33 protein-coding genes and 1 tRNA gene are annotated in these 26543 nt (G+C 65.5%); 24 read left to right on the forward strand and 10 right to left on the reverse strand.

From position 1 onward, the window contains the following. Positions 1 to 3: 3 nt before the first annotated feature. Both ACP7C5_RS03950 and ACP7C5_RS03955 read right to left on the reverse strand, forming a co-directional pair. On the reverse strand, positions 4 to 966 hold the full coding sequence (locus ACP7C5_RS03950) for a CPBP family intramembrane glutamic endopeptidase (RefSeq protein ID WP_426263245.1): 963 nt from the start codon (positions 964 to 966) through the stop codon (positions 4 to 6). A gap of 46 nt (positions 967 to 1012) precedes the next feature. Beyond that, on the reverse strand, positions 1013 to 2494 hold the full coding sequence (locus ACP7C5_RS03955; RefSeq protein ID WP_426263246.1) for an FGGY family carbohydrate kinase: 1482 nt from the start codon (positions 2492 to 2494) through the stop codon (positions 1013 to 1015). A gap of 55 nt (positions 2495 to 2549) precedes the next feature. On the opposite strand from ACP7C5_RS03955, the gene ACP7C5_RS03960 reads away from it, so the two are divergent. Continuing rightward, positions 2550 to 3764, forward strand: coding sequence for an AI-2E family transporter (locus ACP7C5_RS03960; protein ID WP_133189412.1), 1215 nt, complete (start codon positions 2550 to 2552; stop codon positions 3762 to 3764). 44 nt (positions 3765 to 3808) lie between these two features. Next, positions 3809 to 3885: transfer RNA gene (locus ACP7C5_RS03965), tRNA-Asp, on the forward strand. A 141-nt stretch (positions 3886 to 4026) separates the two neighbouring features. Here ACP7C5_RS03965 and ACP7C5_RS03970 read toward each other — a convergent pair. The 4 genes from ACP7C5_RS03970 to ACP7C5_RS03985 form a co-directional block, all read right to left on the reverse strand. Then, positions 4027 to 4236, reverse strand: coding sequence for a DUF2842 domain-containing protein (locus ACP7C5_RS03970; protein ID WP_133189411.1), 210 nt, complete (start codon positions 4234 to 4236; stop codon positions 4027 to 4029). Further along, positions 4233 to 4778: a 5-formyltetrahydrofolate cyclo-ligase gene (locus tag ACP7C5_RS03975; protein ID WP_426263247.1), complete on the reverse strand. Its 546-nt coding sequence runs from the start codon at positions 4776 to 4778 to the stop codon at positions 4233 to 4235. The genes ACP7C5_RS03970 and ACP7C5_RS03975 overlap by 4 nt, the downstream gene beginning before the upstream one ends. A gap of 306 nt (positions 4779 to 5084) precedes the next feature. Continuing rightward, positions 5085 to 5372, reverse strand: a complete 288-nt coding sequence (locus tag ACP7C5_RS03980) for a cell division protein ZapA (protein ID WP_133189409.1) — start codon at positions 5370 to 5372, stop codon at positions 5085 to 5087. After that, entirely contained in the window at positions 5372 to 5560 is a 189-nt protein-coding gene (locus tag ACP7C5_RS03985; RefSeq protein WP_133189408.1) for a hypothetical protein, read from the reverse strand. Before ACP7C5_RS03985 ends, ACP7C5_RS03980 begins: the two co-directional genes overlap by 1 nt. A gap of 178 nt (positions 5561 to 5738) precedes the next feature. Between ACP7C5_RS03985 and gap the strand changes: the two genes are divergently transcribed. The 3 genes from gap to ACP7C5_RS04000 all read left to right on the forward strand — a co-directional run bounded on the left by gap (position 5739) and on the right by ACP7C5_RS04000 (position 8499). Then, on the forward strand, positions 5739 to 6749 hold the full coding sequence (gap, locus tag ACP7C5_RS03990; RefSeq protein WP_133189407.1) for a type I glyceraldehyde-3-phosphate dehydrogenase: 1011 nt from the start codon (positions 5739 to 5741) through the stop codon (positions 6747 to 6749). A 140-nt stretch (positions 6750 to 6889) separates the two neighbouring features. Continuing rightward, complete coding sequence (locus tag ACP7C5_RS03995) at positions 6890 to 7297, forward strand: MOSC domain-containing protein (protein WP_426263385.1); 408 nt, start codon at positions 6890 to 6892, stop codon at positions 7295 to 7297. Further along, positions 7294 to 8499, forward strand: coding sequence for a phosphoglycerate kinase (locus ACP7C5_RS04000; protein WP_426263248.1), 1206 nt, complete (start codon positions 7294 to 7296; stop codon positions 8497 to 8499). Before ACP7C5_RS03995 ends, ACP7C5_RS04000 begins: the two co-directional genes overlap by 4 nt. A 54-nt stretch (positions 8500 to 8553) precedes the next feature. Here the strand turns inward: ACP7C5_RS04000 and ACP7C5_RS04005 are convergent, their stop codons facing one another. Then, positions 8554 to 9060, reverse strand: coding sequence for a TlpA family protein disulfide reductase (locus tag ACP7C5_RS04005; RefSeq protein ID WP_426263249.1), 507 nt, complete (start codon positions 9058 to 9060; stop codon positions 8554 to 8556). A gap of 48 nt (positions 9061 to 9108) precedes the next feature. Then, the gene (locus ACP7C5_RS04010) at positions 9109 to 10314 is read right to left on the reverse strand and encodes an MFS transporter (RefSeq protein WP_426263250.1); all 1206 of its coding nucleotides are present in this window, start codon (positions 10312 to 10314) and stop codon (positions 9109 to 9111) included. Positions 10315 to 10449: 135 nt separating this feature from the next. On the opposite strand from ACP7C5_RS04010, the gene ACP7C5_RS04015 reads away from it, so the two are divergent. From ACP7C5_RS04015 to ACP7C5_RS04035, 5 genes are read left to right on the forward strand one after another with little or no spacing between them, the layout of a single operon-like run. Continuing rightward, on the forward strand, positions 10450 to 11358 hold the full coding sequence (locus ACP7C5_RS04015; protein WP_133189402.1) for a class I fructose-bisphosphate aldolase: 909 nt from the start codon (positions 10450 to 10452) through the stop codon (positions 11356 to 11358). A 36-nt stretch (positions 11359 to 11394) separates the two neighbouring features. Next, complete coding sequence (locus tag ACP7C5_RS04020; protein ID WP_426263251.1) at positions 11395 to 11844, forward strand: hypothetical protein; 450 nt, start codon at positions 11395 to 11397, stop codon at positions 11842 to 11844. Continuing rightward, positions 11834 to 12532 (forward strand): thiamine phosphate synthase, encoded by a 699-nt coding sequence (gene thiE, locus ACP7C5_RS04025; RefSeq protein WP_426263252.1) that lies wholly within the window; start codon positions 11834 to 11836, stop codon positions 12530 to 12532. The genes ACP7C5_RS04020 and thiE overlap by 11 nt, the downstream gene beginning before the upstream one ends. 32 nt (positions 12533 to 12564) lie before the next feature. Continuing rightward, on the forward strand, positions 12565 to 12759 hold the full coding sequence (locus ACP7C5_RS04030; RefSeq protein ID WP_133189394.1) for a type II toxin-antitoxin system RelB family antitoxin: 195 nt from the start codon (positions 12565 to 12567) through the stop codon (positions 12757 to 12759). Next, positions 12737 to 13009 carry a type II toxin-antitoxin system RelE/ParE family toxin gene (locus ACP7C5_RS04035; RefSeq protein WP_133189392.1) on the forward strand — a complete coding sequence of 91 codons (273 nt, stop codon included), beginning with the start codon at positions 12737 to 12739 and terminating at the stop codon, positions 13007 to 13009. The genes ACP7C5_RS04030 and ACP7C5_RS04035 overlap by 23 nt, the downstream gene beginning before the upstream one ends. Positions 13010 to 13013: 4 nt before the next feature. Here ACP7C5_RS04035 and ACP7C5_RS04040 read toward each other — a convergent pair whose 3' ends face one another. After that, positions 13014 to 13559, reverse strand: coding sequence for a DUF882 domain-containing protein (locus ACP7C5_RS04040; protein ID WP_426263253.1), 546 nt, complete (start codon positions 13557 to 13559; stop codon positions 13014 to 13016). A 79-nt stretch (positions 13560 to 13638) separates the two neighbouring features. On the opposite strand from ACP7C5_RS04040, the gene ACP7C5_RS04045 reads away from it, so the two are divergent. The 4 genes from ACP7C5_RS04045 to ACP7C5_RS04060 all read left to right on the forward strand — a co-directional run bounded on the left by ACP7C5_RS04045 (position 13639) and on the right by ACP7C5_RS04060 (position 16888). After that, entirely contained in the window at positions 13639 to 14655 is a 1017-nt protein-coding gene (locus ACP7C5_RS04045; RefSeq protein ID WP_354286993.1) for a L,D-transpeptidase family protein, read from the forward strand. 4 nt (positions 14656 to 14659) lie between these two features. Next, positions 14660 to 15268, forward strand: coding sequence for a M23 family metallopeptidase (locus ACP7C5_RS04050; RefSeq protein ID WP_426263254.1), 609 nt, complete (start codon positions 14660 to 14662; stop codon positions 15266 to 15268). 57 nt (positions 15269 to 15325) lie between these two features. Further along, entirely contained in the window at positions 15326 to 15889 is a 564-nt protein-coding gene (gene efp, locus ACP7C5_RS04055; protein WP_010187254.1) for an elongation factor P, read from the forward strand. A 186-nt stretch (positions 15890 to 16075) separates the two neighbouring features. Next, positions 16076 to 16888 carry an inositol monophosphatase family protein gene (locus tag ACP7C5_RS04060; RefSeq protein WP_133189384.1) on the forward strand — a complete coding sequence of 271 codons (813 nt, stop codon included), beginning with the start codon at positions 16076 to 16078 and terminating at the stop codon, positions 16886 to 16888. Positions 16889 to 16928: 40 nt separating this feature from the next. Here ACP7C5_RS04060 and ACP7C5_RS04065 read toward each other — a convergent pair whose 3' ends face one another. After that, positions 16929 to 17582, reverse strand: coding sequence for a hypothetical protein (locus tag ACP7C5_RS04065; protein WP_426263255.1), 654 nt, complete (start codon positions 17580 to 17582; stop codon positions 16929 to 16931). A gap of 175 nt (positions 17583 to 17757) precedes the next feature. On the opposite strand from ACP7C5_RS04065, the gene ndhC reads away from it, so the two are divergent. Genes ndhC through nuoI form a run of 10 tightly spaced genes read left to right on the forward strand, consistent with a single transcriptional unit; the run spans position 17758 to position 26540 of the window. Next, positions 17758 to 18132 carry an NADH-quinone oxidoreductase subunit A gene (gene ndhC / locus ACP7C5_RS04070; protein WP_133189380.1) on the forward strand — a complete coding sequence of 125 codons (375 nt, stop codon included), beginning with the start codon at positions 17758 to 17760 and terminating at the stop codon, positions 18130 to 18132. Continuing rightward, the gene (locus ACP7C5_RS04075) at positions 18123 to 18701 is read left to right on the forward strand and encodes a NuoB/complex I 20 kDa subunit family protein (RefSeq protein WP_229839220.1); all 579 of its coding nucleotides are present in this window, start codon (positions 18123 to 18125) and stop codon (positions 18699 to 18701) included. Before ndhC ends, ACP7C5_RS04075 begins: the two co-directional genes overlap by 10 nt. Further along, on the forward strand, positions 18698 to 19522 hold the full coding sequence (locus ACP7C5_RS04080; RefSeq protein WP_426263256.1) for an NADH-quinone oxidoreductase subunit C: 825 nt from the start codon (positions 18698 to 18700) through the stop codon (positions 19520 to 19522). Before ACP7C5_RS04075 ends, ACP7C5_RS04080 begins: the two co-directional genes overlap by 4 nt. After that, the gene (locus ACP7C5_RS04085; RefSeq protein WP_133189376.1) at positions 19519 to 20754 is read left to right on the forward strand and encodes an NADH-quinone oxidoreductase subunit D; all 1236 of its coding nucleotides are present in this window, start codon (positions 19519 to 19521) and stop codon (positions 20752 to 20754) included. The genes ACP7C5_RS04080 and ACP7C5_RS04085 overlap by 4 nt, the downstream gene beginning before the upstream one ends. Further along, complete coding sequence (locus ACP7C5_RS04090; protein ID WP_426263257.1) at positions 20751 to 20927, forward strand: hypothetical protein; 177 nt, start codon at positions 20751 to 20753, stop codon at positions 20925 to 20927. The genes ACP7C5_RS04085 and ACP7C5_RS04090 overlap by 4 nt, the downstream gene beginning before the upstream one ends. Continuing rightward, positions 20920 to 21588 (forward strand): complex I 24 kDa subunit family protein, encoded by a 669-nt coding sequence (locus ACP7C5_RS04095; protein ID WP_426263258.1) that lies wholly within the window; start codon positions 20920 to 20922, stop codon positions 21586 to 21588. The genes ACP7C5_RS04090 and ACP7C5_RS04095 overlap by 8 nt, the downstream gene beginning before the upstream one ends. Then, on the forward strand, positions 21588 to 22892 hold the full coding sequence (nuoF, locus tag ACP7C5_RS04100) for an NADH-quinone oxidoreductase subunit NuoF (RefSeq protein WP_189675237.1): 1305 nt from the start codon (positions 21588 to 21590) through the stop codon (positions 22890 to 22892). Before ACP7C5_RS04095 ends, nuoF begins: the two co-directional genes overlap by 1 nt. Beyond that, positions 22892 to 24892 carry an NADH-quinone oxidoreductase subunit NuoG gene (nuoG, locus tag ACP7C5_RS04105; RefSeq protein ID WP_426263259.1) on the forward strand — a complete coding sequence of 667 codons (2001 nt, stop codon included), beginning with the start codon at positions 22892 to 22894 and terminating at the stop codon, positions 24890 to 24892. The genes nuoF and nuoG overlap by 1 nt, the downstream gene beginning before the upstream one ends. Next, complete coding sequence (gene nuoH, locus ACP7C5_RS04110; protein WP_426263260.1) at positions 24889 to 26058, forward strand: NADH-quinone oxidoreductase subunit NuoH; 1170 nt, start codon at positions 24889 to 24891, stop codon at positions 26056 to 26058. The genes nuoG and nuoH overlap by 4 nt, the downstream gene beginning before the upstream one ends. After that, positions 26055 to 26540, forward strand: a complete 486-nt coding sequence (nuoI, locus tag ACP7C5_RS04115) for an NADH-quinone oxidoreductase subunit NuoI (protein ID WP_426263261.1) — start codon at positions 26055 to 26057, stop codon at positions 26538 to 26540. The genes nuoH and nuoI overlap by 4 nt, the downstream gene beginning before the upstream one ends. The last annotated feature ends 3 nt before the right edge of the window (positions 26541 to 26543 follow it).

Genomic DNA, 26543 nt, shown 5'->3' on the forward strand with positions numbered 1-26543 from the left:
TGTTCAGGCGTCGAAGGCGGTCGCGCGGCGCGGCAGCGTGCGGTGGATGATGAGGATCGTCAGCAGCAAGGTCGGGACGATCAGCACGCTGCCCTCGGGGCCGGTCGCCCCGCCCGACAGCAAGGCCGCGCCAGTCGGATGCGTCGCGAGCAGATGGCCTTCCATCATCATCCCCGAATCGGGAACGCCGTAGAGGAAGGACTGCGCCCAGTCCCACGTCGCGTGGAAGCCGATCGCCCACCACAACGAGCCCGTGCGATAGAGCGCATAGGCAAAGGTCAGCCCGGCAAGCGCGACGCTGACCAGCCCCATCGCCGATTCGCCGACGTTCGAGATATGCCCGGCGGCAAACAGCCCGACCGAAAAGACCGCTGCCGCGACCCAGAAGCCGATCGTCCGTGCTGAGCGAGCGCTCGGCGAAACCGAAGCGATCAGGCCGGCGACACCCCGCGCGAGCGTATATTGCAAAAAGCCGCGCGTGAGGAATTCCTCGAACAGGCCGACGAGGCAGAAGAAGCCGAACCACGCCGCGCCATATCCCAAGGCCGCACCCGCGCCGAGCGCGACGCCGTCGAATACCAGCGCGCCGCACAGCGCCATCAGGCCGATCAGCAGCGACAGCATCGCCGCACCCCAGCCCATGCCGGCGAGCAGATCCTTCCCCCGCCGTTCGCGCCGCAAGCCGTAGCTTGCGAACCGCCGCCGCTCGATCAGCGACAGCAGCAGTCCTGAGACAAGCACCGCGACGCAGAATGCGGCCTCGGGGACGAGCGACCCGAGCAACGGTTGCGGCAGGCCCGGGCCGGGCGGCTTGGGCCGGATAATGACGCTTGCCACCACCATCAACGCGCTGAAGATCGCGAGGAAGATCGCCAGGCTCCACCCGGCGCGCAGACCGTCCTTGCCCTTGAAAATGAAACCGATCCCGCGGCGCGGAGCAGGCGTGGCGGGTGCGTGGTCGATCATCTGGAATCCTTGGGTGACAGCGCGGTCGCGCGACGCTTGCCGCGCTTCACGGTGCCGCGATGACGCGTTGGACGGCGGCGCGCCAGCCGTCGAGCCGCGCGTCACGCGCATCGGCGGCAATTTGCGGCTCGAACGTTTCGACCGCACCGCGCATCACGCTCGCCGCGGCGAGATCCTCGAACAGCCCGCAGCCGATCCCGGCGAGCATCGCCGCGCCGAGCGCGGTGGTCTCGGCGAACTTGGGCCGTTCGACGCAGACGCCGAGGATGTCGGCCATGTCCTGCGCCATCCAGTTGTTGGCGACCATCCCGCCATCGATCCGCACGCTCTTCCAGTCGACCCCGTCGGCGGCGAAGGCGGTCTTGAGGTCGTGCGCCTGGTGCGCCATCGCCTCGAGCGCGGCACGGACGATATGCGCCTTGCCGGTCGAGAAGCTCAGGCCCGAGATCGATCCGCGCGCGTCGGGCTCCCACCACGGCGCGCCGAGCCCCGACAGTGCGGGGACGCAATAGACGCCGCCATTGTCGGCCACGCTGTGCGCAAGCGCCTCGGTCTCGGCCGCGCTGCCGATCAGCCCGACCTCGTCGCGCAGCCATTTGATCAAGCTGCCCGCGACGAACACCGAGCCCTCGAGCGCATAGGCGCGCCGCCCGTCGAGCTGCCACACGATCGTCGAGAGCAAGCGATTGCGCGATGTGGGGGGCGTCGGGCCGGCCTGGCTCAGCACGAACGCGCCGGTGCCGAAGGTCGCCTTGGTTTCGCCGACTTTGAGGCACGATTGGCCGATCGTCGCGGCTTGCTGGTCGCCCGCGATGCCGCAGATCGGGATTGCGGCGCCGAACAGCGTCGTCTCGCCGAAGCGGCCTGCGCAATCGACGATCTCGGGCAAGGCGGCACGCGGTGCGCCGAACAGGTCGATCAACCCGTCGTCCCAATTGCCGCTGCCGATCGCCATCAGCGCGGTGCGGCTGGCATTGGTCGCATCGGTGATGTGCAGGCCACCCCGATTTTCGTTGGCCGTCAGCTTCCAGATCAGCCAGCTCTCGACGGTGCCGACCGCGAGACGCTTGCCCGCCGCCTTGACCTCTGGCCAGTTCTGCATCGCCCAGCCGATCTTGCTCCCCGAGAAATACGGGTCGAGCAGCAGGCCGGTCTTGGCCTGGACCATCGGTTCGTTGCCGGCTTCCTTGAGGTCGCGGCAGGTCGCGGCGGTGCGGCGGTCCTGCCAGACGATTGCCGGGCTCAAGGGCTCGCCGGTCTCGCGGTCCCAGAACACCACGGTCTCGCGCTGGTTGGTGATCCCGATCGCCGCGATCTTCTCGGCACCGCCCGCCTCCGCGATCACGGCGCGAGTCACCGCGAGCGTCTTCTCCCAGATTTCGCGCGCGTCATGCTCGACTCGCCCGGGCGCCGGATAGTGCTGGGTGAGCTCGAGCGCCTTGGTCGCGCGGCACTGGCCGTCGGGCTGGAACAGCATGGCACGAGTCGAGGTCGTGCCTTCGTCGATAACGAGGAGAAGATCGGACATAAGGCTATGGCTAGCGCCGTTTGCGTGGCGTGGGAATGCCGCTACGGTCGCGCGCATGGCAGAACGCGACAACAGCACGAGTGGGGCGTTCGAACTCCCCCCGGTTCCGACCGAGGAGCCCGAGGATGAATGGCGGATCGCGATGCGGCGCGATCGCTTGCTCGCGGCGCTGACGCTCATTGCCGGCGTGGGGCTGGCAGTCGCCTTGCCGTTCGCGCTCAAGGCGGGGGCGGAGTTCTTCCTGCCGACGACCGCGGCGCTGGTGATCGCGATCGCGCTCGTTCCGATTCTCGAATGGCTCGAGCGGCGGCGCGTGCCGTCGGCGCTCGCGGCGCTGACCTGCGTCCTGCTGTTCCTCGTCGCGGCAAACGTCGCGCTGGCAGCGATCATCGTGCCCGCCACCGAGTTCTTTCGGCGGCTGCCCGAGCGGATCGACCGCATCCAGATGAACATCGCTCCGCTGATCGATCTCTATGCGAGCTTCCAGAAATACCTCAATCGCACGGTGCAGCACCTCGCCGCGACGGGCCCGGTCAAGGCGCCACCGACGGCTGCGGTGACGCCGCCGAGCTCGATCCTCGAACTCGCCGCGAGCTTTGCGCCGTCGGTGATCGTCCAGGTGTTCTTCGGGATCCTCGTCGTCTTCTTTTTCCTGTCGGGCTGGACGCGGCTGCGTCGCCGCACGATCACCAGCCGCTCGAGTTTCGGCGGCGCGATGGCGACCGCGCGCGTCATCCAGAACGTGGTCGACGATACCTCGGCCTATCTCGGGACGATCACGATCATCAACCTCGCGCTCGGATTGGCGATCTCGGGGCTGCTGTACGTGATGGGCATGCCGTTTCCGCTGATGTGGGGCGGGATCGTCGCCTTGCTCAATTACGTACCCTATTTCGGGCCGATCACCGCCGCGCTGCTGCTCGCGCTCGGCGGGTTGATGACCTTTCACGACATCTGGGTCGCGCTGGTGCCGGCGTTCGTGATGATCGGCTGCCATCTGGTCGAGGCCAATGCGATCACCCCGCTGATCGTCGGGCACCGTCTGACGATCAACCCGATCATGATTCTCGTGTCGATTTCGTTCTGGTCGTGGGTGTGGGGGACGGCGGGAACGCTGCTCGCCGTGCCGTTGCTGATTATCCTGCAAACCGTGCTGGGGGCGGCGGGGAAACCCGATATCGCCGGTTTCCTGTTTGAACACGGGACCTTGACCCAGCGCCGCCGCAGCAATTTTGCAAATTCTTCGGAAGAAGGTGAAACGGGCGGTTGACAGTCAGGAGTCACCCCCATAGAGACGCGCCTCACGCTGAATAAGCGGGTGTAGCTCAGTTGGTTAGAGCGCCGGCCTGTCACGCCGGAGGTCGCGGGTTCGAGTCCCGTCACTCGCGCCATTCCCTCAATTGGGATGGCGTTTCGCGGACTTAGATCCCAGACATTACATTATGTAACTCCGGCCAAGGCTCATGCTTCAGCCAGATTGCACGTGCGCGTTTGCAGCACGCGGGGACATCGCCCCGCGAATCATGCTCGGTTCACCAGATGCCGGTTTCCATCCACGCCAGCATGCGCCGCAGCGGCAAGACCCAGATCCACGCGATTCCCGCGACGAGGTAGAACAGCGCCTGCAGCAGCGGGTGCCACTGGCCCACGACGCCCGACAGACTCGCCGCGACGACGCACCACAGGCCAATCAAGGCGAGGATGGCGAGCATACCAACCGGTTTGCGCCAGCTAGGGGTCATCGACGTTCGCTCCATCCGGTTTCGGTGATGATCGCGTGGAGCGGCATGTCCCACGGATCGGTCGGCAAGCTGTCGACCTGTTGCACGCTCCACGCAACACCGATGCGGCGGGCCTGCGGGAATTGCGCGAAGGCTCGGTCGTAATAGCCCGCACCCTGGCCGAGCCGGTCGAGCTTGGCGTCGAACGCGAGCAGCGGTGTCAGGATGATGTCGGGGACTAGCGCGCTTGCATCGCTGGGGGGCTGGCTGAGGCCATAGGGGCCCGCCTGAAGGGCAGCTTCGCTATCCCAGGCAAGGAAGCGCATCGGTTCGGTGCGAATCGTCACATGCGGCAGCGCGATGCTGCATCCTGCCTCGACTGCGGCGCGGGCGAGCGGGGCGGGGTCCGCTTCGCTGCCGATCGGGACGTAGGAGGTGACGGTCAGGCCGGGCGTGAGCAGCGCAAGCAATTCTGGCGGCGCCACGATGGCGGGAGGGCCGTCTGCGAAGAAGGCGTCGCGCTCGGCGCGGATGCGCGCGCGCAGAGCCCGTTTGTCGATCACGCGCCGTCGCCCCGGCGTAGGCCGGGGCCGCTGTGTCGGGCGCGTAAGGCTGGCCATGCGCGCGCCGCTGGCCGGCCCCGGCCTGCGCCGGGGCGACGGAGGCGTCGCAAGGTATGGAAAGCGGTGGCGGGACCGCCGTGGCCGTGTGCCGGGTTATCCTCTGACGCGCGGTACGTCAGGTGGGGATCATGTGCTTCGGGCCAAGACCCTAGCAGGGACAACCCCCTTGGATGATGAATAGCCTCAGGGATAATAAAGGCTCGTACCGGGCAGTGCCCGCCACAGATCAATATAGGCGCTGTGCCGCTATTGCTCAAGGGAGTTGGCGAGCGATTCGAGCCGCTCCGCGATCGTGGTGAGCAGCACCTCGTCCTTGATCTCGGCCGGGCGGCGATTGGCCTCCTCGAGCGAGTCGGCGAGCATCAGCGCGACGAACATCATCGTGCGCTCGCCGCTGAGCCCGCCCGAGGCGCGCACCGCCATCGGCCAATGCGCGTCGAGCATCGCGGCGAGCCGGCGCAACTGGTCTTCCTGCCCGTCGGGCGAGGAGACGACGTGGCGGCGATCGCCGATCTCGAGCGTGACGTCGGCCATCAGGCTTCGCTCTCGCGTGCGATCACGGCGTCGAGCGCCGAGACGGCTTCGGCCATGCGCGCGCGCAGCTTTTCGTGGCGCTTCTGGAGGGCGGCGGTGCTGGCGGTGCGGGCGGCGGCGGCGGCTTCGATGCGCTCCAGCGCGCGGTCGATGCGGTCGAGGGTCGAAGCGGTGGAGGTGTCTGCCATTCCGAGTGAGATAGCATGGCGCACCGCCCGAACAAGGCGGCTTCGTGCGCACGCCGCCCCACTCGACGCGCGTTCGGGGCGGTTGACGCGCTGCCCGCGCGCCCGCAAAGACGCGCGCATCGAAGAAGAGTCGGCGGCGCGCCGCCGATCGACCGCAAAGCTTTAAGGAGCCAGGACGATGACGATCAAGGTAGCGATCAACGGTTTTGGGCGCATTGGCCGCCTTGTCGCGCGTGCAGTGCTCGAGCGCGGCGACACGGGTCTCGAACTGGTGGCGATCAACGATCTCGCCGACGCCAAGTCGAACGCCTGGCTGTTCAGCCGCGATTCGGTCCACGGCAAATATCCCGGTGAGGTTTCGGCCGAGGGCAACGATCTCGTCGTCGACGGCAAGCGCATCCGCGTCACCGCCGAGCGCGACCCCGCCAATCTCCCGCACAAGGAATTGGGCGTTGACATCGTGCTCGAATGCACCGGCTTCTTCACCGACCGCGAGAGCTGCCAGAAGCATCTCGACGCGGGCGCCAAGAAGGTGCTGATCTCGGCCCCGGGCAAGGGCGTCGACCTGACCGTCGTGTTCGGCGTCAACCACGACAAGCTGACCGCCGAGCACACGATCGTGTCGAACGCCTCGTGCACGACCAACTGCCTCGCGCCCGTCGCCAAGGTGCTGAACGATGCGATCGGCATCGAGCGCGGCCTGATGACGACGGTTCATGCGTACACCAACGACCAGAAGATCCTCGACCAGATCCACCCGGACCTGCGCCGCGCACGCGCCGCTGCGATGTCGATGATCCCGACCACCACCGGTGCGGCGCGCGCCGTCGGCGAAGTGCTTCCCGAGCTCAAGGGCAAGCTTGACGGCTCGGCGATCCGTGTTCCCGTTCCCGACGGCAGCCTGATCGACCTGACCTTCATGCCGTCGCGCGAGACGACCAAGGACGAGGTCAACGCGATCCTCAAGGCAGCGTCGGAGAGCGGTCCGCTCAAGGGCGTGCTGGTCTATTCGGACGAGCCGCTCGTCTCGATCGACATCGTCCACACGCCGGCGTCGTCGACGATCGACAGCCTCGAGACCGCAGTGATGGACGGCAAGCTCGTCCGTGTCGTCAGCTGGTACGACAATGAGTGGGGCTTCTCGAACCGGATGGTTGATACCGCCGGCGCGATGGGGAAGTTCCTCTGATGACCGATACCGTCGCTCCGGCGCAGGCCGGGGCCGCTTTGTTGTCAGGCGATGCGCTGGATGACGCGGCGGCCCCGGCCTGCGCCGGGGCGACGGGGGTTCTCGCCGGCATCGCGCGCCACGGCCGACCCAAGGGGCCGATGGAGACCGTCGATCATGTCGAGGTCACGCCTGACGGCGGGATCCACGGCGACTTCCGCGGAACGATCAAGCCCGGCGGCAAGGGGCGGCGGCAGGTCACGTTGATCGAGCGTGCCGATTGGGACGCTGCGATGGCCGAGGTCGGCCACAGCCTGCCGTGGTTCGAGCGGCGTTCGAACCTGCTCGTCGAAGGCCTTGATCTGCCACAGCGCGCCGGCACCAAAGTGCATATCGGGGACGATGTCGTCCTCACCATCACACGCGAGACCGATCCGTGCGAACGGATGGAAGCGCTCGCGCCCGGCTTGAAGGCAGCATTGCTGCCCGATTGGCGCGGCGGCGCGTGTTCGCGTGTTCTTGTCGGCGGGATCATCCGCGTCGGCGATTCAATCAGGGTGGAACCATGACGGATTCTTCAGTGACGCGCGCTTTCAAGACCCTCGACGACATGGGCGACGTGCGCGGCAAGCGCGTGCTGGTCCGCGAAGATCTCAACGTCCCCATGGCAGACGGAAAAGTCAGCGATGACACGCGCTTCCGCGCAACCTTGCCGACGGTGACCGAACTGTCCGACAAGGGCGCGATCGTGCTGATCCTCGCGCATTTCGGGCGGCCCAAGGGCATGCGCAATCCCGACATGTCGCTGGCACTCCTGACCAGGCCATACGAGACGGTGCTGGGCCGTCCGGTCCAGTTCGTCGACTATGACGGCGCGGCCGACGCGATGGCGAACCTCCAGCCGGGCGACGTCGCGATCCTCGAGAATACGCGCTTCAATGCCGGCGAGGAAAAGAACGACCCGGCGTTCGCGGCAGAACTCGCCGCGCTCGGCGATTTGTACGTCAACGATGCCTTCTCGGCCGCGCACCGCGCACACGCCTCGACCGAGGGGCTCGCGCATCTGCTCCCGGCGTTTGCGGGTCGCGCGATGGAGACCGAGCTCGACGCGCTCGACAAGGCGCTCGGCAATCCCGAGCATCCCGTCGCGGCGGTGGTCGGTGGCGCCAAGGTGTCGACCAAGCTCGACGTGCTCAAGCATCTCGTCGCACGCGTCGATCATCTCATCATCGGTGGCGGGATGGCGAACACCTTCCTCGCGGCGCGCGGCGTCGATGTCGGGAAAAGCCTGTGCGAGCATGAACTTACAGGCACTGCCGAAGAAATCTTCGCAGCAGCCGAGCAAGCCAATTGCACGATCCATCTGCCCTATGACGTCGTGGTGGCGAAGGAATTCCGCGCCAACCCGCCGGTTCGTACCGTCAACGTCCATGAGGTCGCCGCCGACGAGATGATCCTCGACGTGGGGCCGGCGGCGACCGAGGCGCTTGCCGACGTGCTCAAGAACTGCCGCACGCTGGTGTGGAACGGCCCGCTCGGCGCGTTCGAGACGCCGCCGTTCGACACCGCAACCGTCGCGCTGGCGAAGACCGCGGCGGCGCTGACCAAGAGCGGCTCGCTCGTTTCGGTCGCGGGGGGCGGCGATACCGTCGCGGCGCTCAACCAGGCGGGCGCGGCCGACGACTTCACCTTCGTCTCGACCGCGGGTGGTGCGTTCCTGGAATGGATGGAAGGCAAGGACTTGCCGGGGGTTGCTGCGCTTTCGCGGTAAACGGCCGGCCGACCGTCTTCTTTCCGGCAGGTGCCGGGGAGGGGCGGTCGCGGCTCACCCCGCCGGCACGGGCTCCTGGAGCAGTGGCACGAGTAACGCATTGAGCTCACCGAGCTCGAACGCGCTGGCCTTGGCGTAGCGCAGCCGCCCGGCGCGATCGATGATGAAGTTGGTCGGCACGCCCGCCATCGCGGCATAGGGCCCCTTGATCCGCCGCGCCGATTGCATGTGCATCACCGCGAACAGCTTCTTCAGTTGGAACGGCTGGAGCGAATCCTCGGTCGCGATCGCGAAGACCTTGAGGCCGTGGCCTTTCTGCGCTTCGTAATACGCGTCGAGCAGCGGTAGCTCCTGCTTGCACGGCCCGCACCACGTCGCCCAGAAGTTGAGCACGACGACGTGCCCGTGAAGCTGGTCGGAGGAAACCTTGCCGCCGTCGATCAGCGTCAGTTCGAACGGCGGGGCGAGCTCGCCGACCTTGGGTTGCGGGCTCGCGGCCGCCAATGCCGCAGCCGCAACAACCAGCGCCAAGCTGCAAGAAAATCTCGATAAAATCCGCATCGCTACGCCCCCGTAAGCGCACGAGAGTGTCGCGGATCGCGCGGGCGGTCAATCCTTGGCGCGCTCGGCTTGGGGGGCGGACGGGCGATCGAACAGCAGATAAAGCAGCAACGCCAAACCGCCGATCGCAGCGCCGATCAGGCTCGAGAACGACCAACCGCCCGCCGCGAAACTCGCGCTGCCGATCAGCGATCCGCTCGCGCCGAACACGAAGACGATCGTCATATAGGCGGCATTGATCCGCCCGCCGGCTGCGCTGTCGAGCCCGAAGATGATGCGCTGGCCCGAAATCTGATTGAGCTGCACCGCGGCATCGATCAGCACCGCGGTCACCGCAAACGCGATCAGCGCCCCGGCTGCGACGACCAGGTCGGCGGCGATGAACGACAGCATCAGCAGCGCCAGCGCGACGAGCGTCGTCGCGCGCGCGTGGCCCTTGTCGGCGAGATAGCCGGCAATTGGTGCCGCAAGCGCGCCGCCCGCGCCGGCAAGCGCGAACAAGGCGATGCCGTTCGCCCCCAGCCCGAAGCGCTGCGTGAGGACGAGCGGCGCCGCGGTCCAGAACAGGTTGAACGCGATGAACAGCAGCGCCTGATACGCCGCGCGCAGCCGCAGGACGGGATAGCGCCGCAGCAGTTCGAGCGAGGAGGCCAGCAGCGCGGAATAGGTGAGGGTGCTGTCAGGACGTCGCGATGGCAGCATCAGCAGCAAGGCGAGGCCGACCAGTGCGGTGACGCCAGCCGACCAGAAGAACAAGGCGCGCCACCCCAGCGCGCCCGCAACGAAGCTCGCGACCGGTCGCGCGAGCATGATCCCGGTAAGCAGTCCGCTCATCACCAGCCCGATCGTCCGGCCTTGGCGCGCTTCGCTGCTGAGCTTGGCGGCAAGCGGAACGAGGACTTGCGCGCCGACCGAGCAAATCCCGGTGGCGAGTGCTGCGACGAGGAAGGTCCGCGGCCCCTCCGCCAGCGCGATCCCGATGCAGCCGAGCGCCGCGCCGACGGTGGCGATGATGATCAGCCGCTTGTTCTCGATCAGATCGGACAGCGGCACGATGAAGGCCAGGCCAAGGCCGTAGCCAAGCTGGGTCAGCGTGACGATGCCGCCGGCCGCCGACGGCGACAGGCCGATGTCGGGGCCGATCATGCCGATCAGCGTCTGGGCGTAATAGAGGTTGGCCACCATCGCCCCGCAGGCAACCGCCATAAGGGCGGTGACGGCGGGGGACAGGTCATGCGTATCGGGATCACTCATGCCGCCTGCGAAAGCGCGCGCGGCGACGAAAGGCAAGTGCGCAGGTCGCAATCGCCTAGCCCACGATTGCTGCGTTGCAGTCCATTGCCGGGCTGACTATCAGCCGCACAAAGAGTCACAACCGGAGAGCTGTCGATGACCCCAATAGTTCAAGCCATTCTCGACAAATATGAGTCGGATAGCCCTGCTACCAAGGCAAATCTTGCGCGCATCCTGATGCACGGCAAGCTCGGCGGCACCGGCAAATTGGTGATTCTCCCGGTCGATCAGGGCTTCGAACACGGCCCGGCGCGCAGCTTCGCGGTCAATCCGGCGGCGTATGACCCGCATTATCACTGGCAGCTCGCGGTCGACGCCGGCCTCTCGGCATTCGCTGCACCGCTCGGCATGATCGAGGCGGGCGCACAGACCTTTGCCGGCCAGGTCCCGACGATCCTCAAGGTCAACAGCTCGAACAGCTGGGCGCAGGGCGCCAACCAGGCGGTGACGGGTTCGGTCGAGGACGCGGTGCGGCTCGGCTGCGCGGCGATCGGCTTCACCATCTATCCGGGATCGGACGATTTGTTCGAGATGATCGGCCAGATCCGCGAAATGTCCGCCGAAGCCAAGTCGGTCGGCATCGCCACGGTGATCTGGTCGTACCCGCGTGGCGGCGTGCTGCCCAAGTCGGGCGAGCTCGCGCTCGACGTCGGCGCCTATGCCGCGCACATGGCGGCATTGCTCGGCGCGCACATCATCAAGGTCAAGCTGCCGAGCGATCATATCGAGCAGAAAGAGGCCAAGCCGATGTACGAGGGCACCGATTGGTCGAACCAGGCGGACCGCGTGAAGCATGTCGTCCAGTCGAGCTTTGCCGGGCGCCGGATCGTCGTCTTCTCGGGCGGCGCGGCGAAGGGGTCGGACGCGGTCTATCAGGACGCGCGCGACATTCGCGATGGCGGCGGCAACGGCTCGATCATCGGGCGCAACACCTTCCAGCGCCCGCGCGACGAAGCGCTCGAGATGCTCGCCAAGATCGTCGCAATCTACAAGAACGAGGAATAGGCCGTGGAATTCGCCTATCATCGGAGTTTAGCTCCGATGATAGGTGTTCTGCTCGGCATCGCGATCGTCGAGATGCTGGTGGTGCATCTCGTCGTCGTCGCATGGCTCGGCTGGTGGGCGGCGCTGGTCGCCGGCGTGCTTGACGCCTCGCTGGTGATTGCGCTGATCGGCCTGATCCGATCGTTCCGGCGCCTGCCCGTGACGCTGGCCGATGGCGTGCTGACGATGCGCGCCGGGGCACTGAAGAGTGTGACGATGCCCGTGGCGCAGATCGCGGGGCTGCGTCCCAGCTGGGATGCAGCGGCGATCAAGCAGCGCGGTCTCCTCAACCTTGCTTTGGCAAGCTGGCCGAACGTTATCGTCGATCTCCACCCGCCGCTCGTCACGCGGCGCGGCGGGCAACTCCATGCAGTCGCGCACAAGCTCGATGATCCGGTGGCTTTCCATGCCGCGATCGCGGCGCTATCGCGCAGCGATGGACATTGAAGATGCACGCGGCGAAGATCCGCTCGGCCCGCTCGACCCCAACTTCGCGGCACGCTTCACGCGCGACATCCGCCGGCCGCCGTGCCAGCTCTATCTCGTCTCGCCGCTCGACGTCACCGGCGGCTTCGCCGATCGTTTGAAGCGCGCGCTCGACGCCGGGCCGGTCGCGGCGTTCCAGTTCCGCGTCAAGGACGTCGACCAGCACGTCGCCGCCGCGCTTGCCGATCCGCTGCAGCGGATCTGTGCCGATGCCGATGTCGCCTTCATCGTCAACGACAGCATCGCGCTCGCCAAGCGGCTCGGCGCCGATGGCGTGCATCTCGGCCAGGAAGACGGCGACCCGCGCGAGGCGCGCAGCGAATTGGGGACGACGGCGCAAATCGGCGTGTCGTGCCACGACAGCCGCCACCTCGCGATGGAAGCGGGCGAGGCGGGGGCGGACTATGTCACGTTCGGCGCTTTCTATCCGACGACGACGAAGGTGACCGACCATGTCGCCGATCCGGTGCTGCTGTCCTGGTGGACGACGGTGTTCGAAATCCCCTGCGTCGCGATCGGCGGGATCACCCCGGCCAATGCCGCGCCGCTGGTTGCGGCAGGTGCGGACTTCGTCGCGGTATCGAGCGCGGTGTGGGGCGGCGATGAGGCCGCTGCGGTTCAGGCCTTCGCAGCGGTGCTCGCTGGCTAGAGGCTGGCGCGGATTCGTGCTACAGCGAAGGCATGGCCAAGCTGTCTCCGATCGAGTCCGAATTCGCCACCACCGAGGAGGCCGAGGCGTATGACGTTTGGTTTCGGGCGAAGGTGCAGGAGGCGCTCGATGAGCCGGGGCCGGGCATCCCGCATGATGTGGTCATGGCCGAGATGCGTGCGCTGATCGAATCGAAGAAGCGCGATGCGGCTGATCTGGGACGATAGAGCCGTAGACGATTTTCGCGGGATCCTCGGGTACATCGGGGACCGTAACCCTACCGCCGCCACACGGCTCAACGATGCAGTGGATCGGACGCTGGAACTGATTACGTCCAATCCGTATCTTTATCGTCGCGGACGCGTCGGCCCGACGCGCGAAGCGGTCGTGACCCCGAATTATGTCGTCGTCTACCGGGTCGACGATGATCTCGTTAGGGTCGTCCGCGTGTTGCACACACGTCAGAGCTACCCCTGACGCGTCACCAATGCCGCACGCGGCCCGTATCGACATGCACGAACCCGTCGCGCGGATAGAACCCCACACCGCCGCCACCCAGCGCCAACGCCGCGCCGTGCAACCGATCAAGCCGCACGCCAGCGACCTTGATGTCGGTCGCCTTGCCCAGCATGTGCTGGCTCTGGCTCGCAACGCCGGTGTGCGAACCGCCCCGGGCGCGCAGCGAGGCGTTGGTGGCGGGCGATCGGTAGCCCGAAATAAGGTCGATCTTGGTACGGCCGCTCAATTCCAGCTTGTCGCGCAGCCTCACGAGCAAGGCGAGCAGCCGGCGGTCCATCGCGGTTGCCTGGCCGGTGCGCCAGTCGCGCAGGCCGTGGTTGAGCTCGGCCAAGCCTTGCGGAACGAACGATCCGTTGCGCGCGAACAGCGCGTCGACGCTCTCGCCGGTGTGGACGTTGCGGATCGCGAGGCGCCACTCTGTGCCTATGGCGACCGCGGGAAGCGGGAAGGCGAGCGCCGCACCGCCGGCAAGCACGCCGCCGATCAGGCCCCGTCGCGAAAGTTTCATTTCGGGTTCGCGTAAAGTGTCGGACACAAGCGTGTCACAAGTCGTTGTCTGCATAGTGAATATGTAGGAGCCGAGCGTAATGCGGAAAATGGTGGCCGGAACGGCCTGTCTGGCGATAGCCTCCTTTGGGCTGATCGCCGCTGCCGCGCCGGGAACAAAAGCTGCGTCCGCCGCGACCAAGCTCGATCCGTCCACGCTCCACGTTCAGGTGATCCTCGATCATCTCGGCTTCTCGCCCGGCGTGCTGGATGGTCGCGAGGGTAAGTCGCTGGTTGCCGCACTGAAGGGCTTTCAGGAAACGCGCGGTCTTGAGCAAACCGGCGCAATGGACAAGCCGACGCTGCAGGCACTGTATCCCGATCGTAAGTGGCGCCCGACCGTGATGGTGACGCTCACGCCAGAAATGCTTGCGGGCCCATACATCAACCCGCTGCCGAAGGACCCGGCGCTGCAGGCGAAGCTGCCGCAGCTTGGCTATCGCACTGCGATGGAGAAGCTCGGCGAGATGTTCCACACCACGCCAGCGGTGCTGGTCGAGCTCAACAGCCCGACGACGCCGCTCAAGGCGGGCAGCAAGATCGTCGTTCCCAATGCGATCGCGACGTCGATGGCGTACAATCCGAAACTGCCGGAGAAATGGCGGCAGACCCTTGCTTCTCTCAACGTGGATTCGACGCAGCCGGCAGGCGCCAAGATCGTGGTGAGCAAATCGCGCGAAGTGCTGCGCGTGCTCGACAAGGACGGCAAGCTCGTCGCGCAGTTCATGGCGACGATGGGCAGCGAGCATGATCCGCTGCCCATCGGCACGTGGAAGATCAACGGCCCGTCGTACAACCCGCCATTCCATTACAACCCCAAGCTGTTCTGGGATGCCAAGGGCAGCGCGAAGGCCGCCTTGCTTCCGCCGGGGCCGAACGGTCCCGTCGGCGTGGTGTGGCTCGATCTTTCGAAGGAGCATTACGGCATCCACGGGACGCCCTCGCCCGAGACGATCGGTCGCGCCGAAAGCCATGGCTGCATCCGCCTGACCAATTGGGACGCCGCGCGGCTCGCGATGATGGTCAAGCCTGGCACGCCGGCCATTTTCGAGAAGTGACCGCGTGAGCCGGGTTGCGCGTTTCGTTCTGATCTCGCTGGCGATCATGGCGGCGGCGTGGATCGCGCTGCTCGCCTTGCTGCCGGAGGCCTCGCGCCGGATCGGTGGCAGCGCCGAGCGATCGCCCGCCGTGAAGTCCCCGCCAGCGGTCGGTGCGGCGGGGGAGGGCGCAGTGCTCGCGGTCCCGATCGGCGGCGTGCGGCGACACGATGTTCGCGAGTCGTGGGGCGATCCGCGCGAAAACGGGCTGCGCGAACATCATGGCACCGACCTGGCAGCGCCTGCCAACACGCCGGTTTTGGCGGCGGCGCCCGGTACCGTTGAGAAGCTCTGGACCAGCGCCGCGGGCGGGACGACCGTGTACGTCCGTTCGCCGGCGCGGAACTGGACCTATTATTATGCTCATCTCAGCGGCTATGCGCCGGGCCTTCATGAGGGCCAGTCGGTCAAGGTCGGGGACGTGCTCGGCTATGTCGGCGACACCGGGAATGCCGACGTCGGCAATTTCCACCTGCATTTCGGTTTGACGCACACCACGCCCGACCAGCATTGGTACGAAGGCATGGACGTCGATCCCTACCCCTATCTTGCCGGAAAGGCCTTGCCCCGCTAAGGCGCACGTCCGCGCGGCGTGCCGTGCGCTTGGCTCTTTCCAACTACAGGCTCCCCCATGAAGATCAACGCGGTCGAAATTCGTCCCGGCAATATCCTGGAATATGAAGGCGGTATCTGGAAGACCGTCAAGATCCAGCATACCCAGCCGGGTAAGGGCGGGGCCTATATGCAGGTCGAGATGAAGAACCTCATCGACGGCCGCAAGACCAATGTCCGCTTCCGTTCGGCCGAAAGCGTCGAGAAAGTCCGTATGGACACGGTCGATTTCCAGTATCTGTTCCGCGAAGGCGACACGCTGACCTTCATGGACAAGATCAATTACGAGCAGATCACGCTCGACGCCGGCATCCTCGGCGACGCCGCGGCGTTCCTGCAGGACGGCATGGACGTGGTCATGGAGCTGTGGGACGAGCGCCCGATTTCGGTGCAGCTCCCCGATACGATCGAAGCGACGATCGTCGAGGCCGATGCCGTGGTGAAGGGCCAGACCGCCTCTTCGTCGTACAAGCCGGCGATCCTCGAGAATGGCGTGCGCGTGATGGTGCCGCCGCATATCGGGGCTGGCACGCGGATCGTCGTCGATGTGTACGAGCAGACCTACGTCCGCCGCGCGGACTGATCAATTCTGCCTAGCCCTCTCCCGCCTTCGCGGGAGAGGGTTGGGTGAGGGCCGTCTTCTTCCTCGCCGCGCCGAACGAAGACGGCCCTCACCGACTACGACTAGGCCGCCCGAAGAGGGCGGACCAAGTCTCCGTAGCCTCTCCCGCGCGCGGGAGAGGGCAAGAGTCTCTATCGAGTATAGCCAATGCCCTCCCATTCCGGCCTCATGACGATCATCGACCGCGCCGTCCGCAAGGCCGGCCCCCGGCTGCGGCGCGATTTCAACGAAGTCCAGCAGCTTCAGGTCAGCCGCAAGGGGCCCGCCGACTTCGTGTCGATGGCCGACGAGCGCGCCGAGCAGACGATCTACGAGGAATTGTCGCGCGCCCGCCCCGATTGGGGCTTCCTGATGGAAGAGCGCGGTGAAGTCCCCGGCGACCCCAACAAGCCGCGCTTCATCGTCGATCCGCTCGATGGCACGACCAACTTCCTCCACGGCATCCCGCATTTCTCGATCTCGATCGCGGTCGAGGAGACGCTGCCCAACGGCAAGCGCGAGATCACCTCGGCGATGGTCTATCAGCCGATCACCGACGAAGCCTTCTGGGCCGAAAAGGGCCGCGGCGCCTGGGTGCAGGAGCAGCGGCTGCGCGTCTCGGCACGCCGCGACCTCTCCGATTCGCTCATCGCGACGGGCATTCCCTTCCTCGGCCACGGCAATTTCACCGAGTGGAGCCGCATCTTCGGTGCGATCGCGCCTGAAGTCGCTGGCATCCGCCGGATGGGCTCGGCCGCGCTTGATCTCGCCTGGGTCGCGGCGGGGCGGTACGACGGGTATTGGGAAAGCGGCCTCAAGCCGTGGGACGTCGCGGCGGGCATGCTGCTGGTCAAGGAAGCCGGCGGTTTCGTCAGCGATTTCCGCGGCAGCGACCAGATGATGCAGCGCAGCGAGATTCTTGCGGCAAACGACGCGCTGCAGTCGCGACTGCACAAGCTGCTCGCAAACGCGCTGCGGTAATCGGATCAAAGCCCCTCCCTTGAAGGGGAGGGGCAAGAATTTATCGGGTCTGCGCGCCGGTTAGGCCATGCGCCGCGCGATAATGATCGACCGCGATCAATATCCCCGAGATCTCGGCCGGGGCGAAGCCTTCGTCCCGCTCGGCGCCGGTTTTCGCCTTCAGACGATATTTCCACACCGCGACCCGGCCCGGCAGGTACTTCGCCGCGAGCGTGCGCAGGAGTGCTTCCTCGACCGGGAAAGCGAAGGTCTCGAGATACGTGCACCCGACATAGACGCGGCACGATCCGCGGTAGCGGCCGATTGGGATGAGCGGCACCGACACCGGTCCGTCGGGCGTTTCGTAGTTCACCACCTCGAACCGAGCACGGTGCTGCTCGGTGTAGCGCACCATTTGATAGACCTGGAACCGCGTCTCGCCGCTCGCCTTGTCGATGAACGCCCGAAAGAAGCCGTCGTCGTTGACGATCCCGAGCAGCCCGTCGTGCTGCTGCCAGCCGCGCATCGTGGATATCGTCGCGACGGTCTCGAGCGCGTCGTCCTTCACATCGGCCGCGGCGGCGAATTGATCGGGCGTCATCGCGAAAAGCGCGCCGACTTGGTGGGGCAGGGGATCGGCAGATGCGCTGGCGGGCGCCGCAGCCGCCATCAAAACCGCCAGCCGAAGCACGATATGCCGCGCGCGCATTGCCATCCCCCGATGCTCGTCCCCGCTAAGAGTTTGACGCATCGCGATTGTACGTCAAGCACGACGCTTCGCCGGACTTGTTGCGATTCATTCTCACGCCTCTAAGCCTTGCCCGCTCCGGGGCATCGTCCTAAAGCCCCGGGCATCCGTTCGCACATGCGAGAAGCACCCAAGGCTGATCATGCTCGACCTGTCGCAATATCTCCCGATTCTGCTGTTCCTGGGCGTCGCCCTGGTGCTGTCGAGCGCCTTCGTGTTCCTGCCGATTCTGGCGGCACGCTTTACTGGCGCGCACAAGCCTACCGCCGAGAAGCTCAGCGAATATGAGTGCGGCTTCCCCGCATTCGAGGATCCGCGCAGCCAGTTCGACGTGCGCTTCTACCTCGTCGCCATCCTGTTCATCATCTTCGATCTGGAAGCGGCGTTTCTCTATCCCTGGGCCGTATCGGTCTTCAAACTCGGTTGGGTCGCCTGGGGCTCGATGATGCTGTTCATCGTCGAACTCGCGCTCGGCCTCGTCTATGCATGGAAGAAGGGAGCGCTCGAATGGGAGTAGCACCAAGCCTGCCCGGTCATTCGGGTCCCGTCGAGCTGCTCCGTCAGCCCAGCGGCAGCGACATCATCCAGCCCGATCAGGCGTTCTTCAACGATCTGAATGGCGAGCTCGGCGACAAGGGTTTCCTCGTCACCTCGACGGAAGACCTGTTCCACTGGGCGCGCACCGGCTCGCTGTGGTGGATGACCTTCGGTCTCGCCTGCTGCGCGGTCGAGATGATCCACGTCAACATGCCACGCTACGATCTCGAGCGCTTCGGCGCCGCACCGCGCGCTTCCCCGCGCCAGTCGGACGTGATGATCGTCGCCGGCACGCTGTGCAACAAGATGGCCCCGGCGCTGCGCAAGGTCTACGACCAGATGTCGGAGCCGAAATACGTCATCTCGATGGGGTCGTGCGCCAACGGCGGCGGCTATTATCACTATAGCTATTCGGTCGTTCGTGGCTGTGACCGGATCGTTCCGGTCGACATCTACGTGCCGGGCTGCCCGCCGACCGCCGAAGCGCTGCTTTACGGGATCATGCAGCTCCAGCGGAAGATCCGCCGCGTCGGGACGATCGAACGGTGAGGGCGCCTGCACCCGCCTATGTCGCCAATGACGGCGTGATCGAAGCGGCTTCGGCGGCACTCGGTGGCCGTTTGCTGCATTCGCTCGACGCCGTCGGCGAAGTCGCGCTGCACGTCGATCGCGCCTCACTGGTCGAGACGATGGTCGCGCTGCGCGACACGCCCGGCCTCGAATATCAGCAGCTGATGGAAATTGCCGGCGTCGATTATCCCGATCGCGGGATCGATCGCTTCGAAGTGGTCTATTGCCTGCTCTCGCTGACGCGCAACCATCGCATCCGCGTGCATGTGCAGACCGATGACGAGAAGCCGGTGCCGTCGGTGACGGGCATCTGGCCGGTCGCGGGTTGGCTTGAGCGCGAAGTCTACGACATGTACGGCGTGCTTTTCTCGGGCAATGCCGATCTGCGGCGGATCCTCACCGACTACGGTTTTCGCGGTCATCCGCAGCGCAAGGACTTCCCGCTGAGCGGCTATGTCGAACTGCGCTATTCGGAAGAGGCCAAGCGCGTCGTGTACGAGCCCGTCCAGCTCGCGCAGGATTTCCGGACGTTCGACTTCATGAGCCCGTGGGAAGGTGCCGAATACGTCCTTCCGGGCGACGAGAAGGCGAAGCTCCCCGAAGAGAAGGGCGCGCCGACGCCGCTCAAGGCCGACGAGATCGTCAAGGCTGACGCCAACGTGTCGGCCAAGGCCGCGCCGAGCGACCCGAAGACGACCGAAAGCACCGCGCAATCGGGCGCCGGCAAGCCTGGTCCGGGTGCCGGCGAGAAGCCCGCCGATCCCGACGTCGTTCCCTCCCCCAAGGGGCAGAACCAGTGACAGAGTATCTCGACCAGCTCGAAAAGCGTTTCGACGGCGAAGACCCCGAGGTCGGCGACGTCGAAATCCAGAACTACACGATCAACTTCGGTCCGCAGCATCCGGCCGCGCACGGCGTGCTGCGCCTGGTGATGGAGCTCGACGGCGAAATCATCGAGCGCGTCGATCCGCATGTCGGCCTGCTGCACCGCGGCACCGAGAAGCTGATCGAATACAAGACCTACATGCAGGCGCTGCCGTATTTCGATCGCCTCGATTACTGCTCTCCGCTGTGCATGGAGCATAGCTATGTGCTCGCGGTCGAGAAATTGCTCGATCTCGAAGTGCCGCTTCGCGCGCAGTATCTGCGCGTGCTGTTCGCCGAACTGACGCGCATTTCGAACCACATGCTCAACCTCGGGTCGCACGTCATGGACGTCGGCGCGATGACGCCGAACCTGTGGCTGTTCGAGATTCGCGAAGATTGCATGAACTTCTTCGAGCGCGTCTCGGGCGCACGCATGCACAGCGCCTATTTCCGTCCGGGCGGCGTTCACCAGGATGCGCCGCTCAAGCTGCTGACCGACATTGCCGACTGGCTCGACACGCGCTTGCCGCGTTTGTTCGAGGATGCGATCTCGCTCGTCGCCGACAACCGCATCTTCAAGCAGCGCAACGTCGACATCGCCACCGTGAGCCGTGACGATGCGATCAAGTGGGGCTTCTCGGGTCCGATGATCCGCGGCTCGGGCATCGCGTGGGATCTGCGCAAGTCGCAGCCGTACGACGTGTACGACCGGATGGACTTCGACGTGCCTGTCGGCACGCGTGGCGATTGCTATGACCGGTTCATGGTGCGCGTCGAGGAAGTCCGCCAGTCGGCGCGGATCATGAAGCAGTGCCTCAACGAGATGCCAGAGGGGCCGATCGCGTCGCTCGATCGTAAGGTCGTGCCGCCCAAGCGCGCCGAGATGAAGCGCTCGATGGAAGCGCTGATCCACCACTTCAAGCTCTACACCGAGGGCTTCCACGTGCCGGCCGGCGACGTCTATGTCGCGACCGAAAGCCCGAAGGGCGAGTTCGGCGTGTATCTCGTCGCCGACGGCACCAACAAGCCGTACCGCTGCAAGATCCGGCCGACCGCCTTCTCGCATCTGCAGGCGATGGACTTCATGTCGAAGGGCCACATGCTCGCCGACACGACCGCGATCCTCGGTGCGATGGATATCGTGTTCGGCGAGTGCGACCGGTGAGCGTGAGTTTTATCAACATCATGCTCTGGACGTGGTCGGGATTGCTCGTCGCGCTCGGCGTCGCGCAGATCGCGTTCACACATGCCTCAACAGCAGGTTGGGCGACGTTTGCGCTCGGAACGACGCTTATCGTCATCGCCGCATCAACTCGTAAGAAGAGCACCAATGGCTGAAGCGCCGAAAATCCCCGACGAAGCCGAGACCCGCGCCCGCTGGGGCGCGTTCGCCTGGACCGAAGAAAACCAGAAGAAAGCGAACGAGATCCTCGGTCGCTATCCCAAGGGGCGCGAGCAATCGGCGTCGCTTCCGCTGCTCGATCTCGCGCAGCGCCAGGTCGGCGCCGAGACGCAGACGCAAGGCTGGCTGCCGGTTCCGGTGATCGAGTTCGTCGCGCGCCAAATCGGCGTGCCGTACATGCGCGTCTACGAAGTCGTCAGCTTCTACACGATGTTCAACATGGCGCCGGTCGGCCGCTATCATGTCCAGGTCTGCGGCACGACGCCGTGCCTGCTCGGCGGCAGCGACGACGTGCTCTCGGCATGCAAGAACAAGGGTCTGATCAAGGGGCGCACGACGCCCGACGGCATGTTCACTCTGACCGAGGTCGAGTGCCTGGGCGCGTGCGCCAACGCGCCGATGGTCCAGATCAACGACGACAATTTCGAAGACCTGGATTACGACAAGACCACGGCGATCCTTGAGGCACTCGCCACGGGCGGGACGGTGACGCCGGGCTCGCAGACTGGGCGTCGCGACAGCTGCCCGGCGGGCGGCCCGACCTCGCTCACCGCAATGGTCGATGGAAACCACGATTATCGCGAGGAGTGGGCCTGATGCTCGCCGACAAGGATCGCATTTTCACCAACGTCTACGGTTTTCAGCCGTGGAACATCGACGCCGCGATCAAGCGTGGTGATTGGGACAACACCAAGGGCCTTATGGCGCTCGGGCAGGATGCGCTGATCGACGCGGTCAAGGCATCGGGCCTGCGCGGCCGTGGCGGCGCTGGCTTCCCGACCGGGACCAAATGGTCGTTCATGCCCAAGGAGCCGAAGGCCGATCGTCCGAACTTCCTGGTGATCAATGCGGACGAGTCCGAGCCGGGTTCGTGCAAGGATCGCGAGATCATCCGCCACGATCCGCACAAGCTGATCGAGGGCGCGCTGATCGCGGGCTTCGCGATGCGCGCGCGCGCGGCGTACATCTACATCCGCGGCGAATATATCCGCGAGGCCGAAGTGCTCTTCGCGGCGATTGCTGAGGCGTATGACAAGGGCTTGATCGGCAAGAACGCTTGCGGGTCGGGCTACGATTTCGACGTGTTCTGCCATCGCGGCGCTGGCGCGTATATCTGCGGCGAAGAGACTGCGATGCTCGAGAGCCTCGAGGGCAAGAAGGGCCAGCCGCGGCTTAAGCCGCCGTTCCCGGCAGGGGCGGGGCTCTATGGCTGCCCGACGACAGTCAACAACGTCGAGTCGATCGCGGTCGTCCCGACGATCCTGCGCCGCTCGCCCGAGTGGTTCGCCAGCTTCGGCGCGGAGAACAACCGCGGCACCAAGCTGTTCCAGATCTCGGGCCATGTGAACAAGCCGTGCGTCGTCGAGGAGGCGATGTCGATCACCTTCCGCGAGCTGATCGAGACGCATTGCGGCGGGATTCGCGGCGGCTGGGACAACCTCCTCGCAGTGATCCCCGGTGGTTCCTCGGTGCCGTTGGTGCCAGCGGCCGAGATCATGGACTGCCCGATGGACTTCGACGGCCTCAAGAAGGTCGGCTCGGGGCTCGGCACCGCGGCGATCATCGTGATGGACAAGTCGACCGACATCGTCCGCGCGATCTCGCGGCTGTCCTATTTTTACAAGCATGAGAGCTGCGGCCAGTGCACGCCGTGCCGCGAGGGCACCGGCTGGATGTGGCGCGTGATGGAGCGGATGCGCACCGGCGACGCCGACATCTCCGAGATCGACACGCTGTATCAAGTGACCAAGCAGGTCGAGGGCCACACGATCTGTGCGCTCGGCGATGCTGCGGCGTGGCCGATCCAGGGCCTGATCAAGCACTTCCGCCCAGAAATGGAGCGGCGGATTACGGAAAAGCGCGGTGGTGGTCTCTCGCCGATGATGGAAGCGGCTGAATAATGCCTATTGTCAAAGTCGATGGCGTCGAAGTCGAAGTGCCCGCTGGTGCTACCGTGCTCCAGGCGTGCGAGATCGCCGGCAAGGAAATCCCGCGCTTCTGCTATCACGAGCGGCTGAGCATCGCCGGCAATTGCCGGATGTGCCTGGTCGAAGTGAAGCCCGGCCCCCCCAAGCCGCAAGCGTCGTGCGCGCTGCCGGCGGCGGACAAGCAGGAGATCTTCACCAACTCGCCGATGGTCAAGCAAGCGCGTGAAGGGGTGATGGAGTTCCTCCTCATCAACCATCCGCTCGATTGCCCGATCTGCGACCAGGGTGGCGAATGCGACCTGCAGGACCAGAGCCTCGCTTATGGTCGCGGCCACTCGCGCTATGACGAGAACAAGCGCGCGGTCACCGAGAAATATATGGGGCCGATCGTCAAGACGGTGATGACGCGCTGCATCCAGTGCACGCGCTGCATCCGCTTTGCCGAGGAAGTCGCCGGCGTTGAGGAAATCGGCGCGATCGGTCGCGGCGAGGACATGCAGATCGTGTCGTACCTCGAAGGCGCGGTCACGAGCGAGCTTTCGGGCAATGTCGTCGATCTGTGCCCGGTCGGCGCGCTGACCTCGAAGCCCTACGCTTTCGAGGCGCGTCCGTGGGAGCTCAAGAAGACGCTGACGATCGACGTTATGGACGCGGTCGGCACCAACATCCGGCTCGACAGCCGCGGTCGCCAGGTGCTGCGCGCCGTGCCGCGGATCAACGAGGACGTGAACGAGGAGTGGGCGAGCGACAAGACCCGCCACGCCGTGGACGGACTCGTGCGCAAGCGCCTCGACACGCCGTACATCCGCAAGGACGGCCGCCTGACCAAGGCGACGTGGGACGAAGCGTTCGCTGCCATCGCCGCGGTCGACGCGGGTTCGAGCGTTGCCGCAGTCGCGGGTGATCTGGTCGACGCCGAGACGATGTATGCCGCCAAGGCGCTGCTCGCGAGCATGGGGTCGACCCTGCTCGAAGGCCGCCAGACCGGCATGGATTACGACACATCGAGCCTCGCCGCGGTCAATTTCAACACCACGATCGCCGGCACCGAAAAGGCCGACGTGATCCTGCTCGTCGGCAGCAACCTGCGCTGGGAAGCGCCGCTGGTGAACACGCGGATCCGCAAGGCGATCAAGAAGGGCGCGAAGGTCTTCGCGATCGGGCCGGAAACCGAGCTGACCTACAAGGTCGAATGGCTTGGCGCCGACCTGGCGCTGCTCGGCAATCTGCCCGAAGCTGTCACCGAGGCATTCGCTTCGGCAGAGCGTCCGATGGTGATCGTCGGCGGGGCAGGGCTCAAGGCGCTCGGCGCCGCGCTCGCGCTGGTTTCGCCGCTTGGGCTGATCAAGGATGCGTGGAACGGCTTCAACGTCGTCCATATGGCGGCGAGCCGGATGGGCGGGCTGATGCTCGGCTTCGCGCAGAAGGGTGGCATCGCCGATCTCGTCGCGGCGGCGCCTAAGCTCGCTTTCTTCCTCGGTGCCGATGAAGTCGATTTCAGCAAGTTCGCTGGCAGCTTCAAGGTCTATGTCGGCCATCACGGCGACAAGGGCGCGGCGGCTGCCGACGTGATCCTGCCGGGCGCGAGCTATGCCGAGAAGTCGGGCACCTACGTCAACCTCGAAGGTCGCGTGCAGCGCGGCGAGCGGGCTGTGTTCCCGCCGGGCGACGCGCGCGACGACTGGACGATCCTGCGCGCGCTCTCGGCTGTGCTCGGCAAGACGCTGCCGTTCGACACGATCGAGGAACTGCGCGCGAACATGGGCTCCGATGCGCCTGCGCTCGCAAATCTCGGTCTCGCCAGCTTCGACTGGGCACCGCCTGCGCTCGACGCATCGGTGACTGGCGAGATCACCGGCTATCCGATCCAGGACTTCTACTTGACCAACGCGATCTGCCGCGCGAGCCCGACGATGCAGCGCTGCTCGTCCGAACTCGTCCACGGTGTCGACTATGCGGAGGCGGCGGAATGACCTCCTTCTTCACCTATCGCTTCGGCTGGGACTATGGCTGGGCGTGGTTCGCCGCCACGCTGATGGACATCCTGCTCGTCGCGCTGCCGCTGATGCTGTCGGTTGCGATGATCATCTATGCCGATCGCAAGATCTGGGCGTCGATGGCGCTGCGCCGCGGCCCTAACGTCGTCGGGCCGTTCGGCCTGCTCCAGTCGTTTGCCGACGGGTTGAAGGTTTTCCTGCAGGAAACCATCATCCCGTCCGCGTCGAACAAGGTGCTGTTCCTGCTCGCGCCGATCATCACCTTCACGGTGGCGTTGATCGTGTGGGCGGTGGTGCCGTTCGATGCGCGCGCCGCGATCGCCGACATCAATGTCGGCTTGCTCTACGTGCTCGCGGCGTCGTCGCTCGGCGTGTACGGCATCATCCTCGCCGGCTGGTCGTCCAACTCGAAATATCCGTTCTATTCGGCGATCCGCGCCGCGGCGCAGATGGTATCGTATGAAGTCGCGATCGGCTTCGTGCTGATCTCGATCGTGCTGTGGACCGGCAGCTTTAACCTGACGAACATCGTCCAGGCGCAGAAGGGCATGGGCTTCGGCCTGATCAACGGCTTCTTCATCAACCCGTTGCTGTTCCCGATGGCGGTGGTGTTCTTCATCTCGTCGCTCGCCGAGACGCAGCGTGCGCCGTTCGATCTGACCGAGGCGGAGAGCGAGCTCGTCGCCGGCTACCAGACCGAATATTCGTCGATGTCGTTCGCGCTCTACTGGCTTGGCGAATATGCCAACGTCATCCTGATGTGCACGCTCAACGCGACGCTGTTCTGGGGTGGCTATCTGCCGCCGCTCGACATCCCGATCCTATACATGGTGCCGGGGATCATCTGGCTCTTCCTCAAGATGCTGGTGTTCTTCTTCCTGTTCAGCTGGGTGAAGGCGACCGTGCCGCGCTATCGCTACGACCAGCTGATGCGGCTGGGCTGGAAGATCTTCCTTCCCCTGTCGCTGTTCTGGGTGTTCCTTGTCTCGGGTGTGCTGATGCTCACCCGCGTCGGCACCGAGTGCGCGCCGCAGGACCGGGTCTATTCCAAGCAATATCTCTATGACGATGGTCGTCAGCGCTATCCCACCGATGGCGTGTGCCAGGCCGCGTCTGCGAACCAGACGGAGAAGCGCTCGTGAACATCGGGCAGATCATCAAGTCGTACACGCTCTGGGAATTTATCAAGGCGCACACGCTGACCTTGAAATATTTCTTCAAGGCCAAGGCGACGATCAACTATCCGTTCGAGAAGAACCCGATCTCGCCGCGTTTCCGTGGCGAGCACGTGCTGCGGCGCTATCCGAACGGCGAGGAACGCTGCATCGCGTGCAAGCTGTGCGAGGCGGTGTGCCCGGCACAGGCGATCACGATCGAGGCCGAGCCGCGCGACGACGGCAGCCGCCGCACGACGCGCTACGACATCGACATGACCAAGTGCATCTTCTGCGGCCTGTGCCAGGAAGCCTGCCCGGTCGACGCCGTCGTCGAAGGCCCGAACTTCGAATATGCGACCGAAACGCGCGAAGAGCTGATCTACGACAAGGCGAAACTGCTCGCCAACGGCGACCGCTGGGAAAGCGCCATCGCGGCGAACCTTGCCGCCGATGCACCGTACCGTTAAGCG

The sequence above is a fragment of the Sphingomonas sp. PWP1-2 genome, from assembly GCF_049898305.1.
GTDB lineage: Bacteria > Pseudomonadota > Alphaproteobacteria > Sphingomonadales > Sphingomonadaceae > Sphingomonas > Sphingomonas glacialis.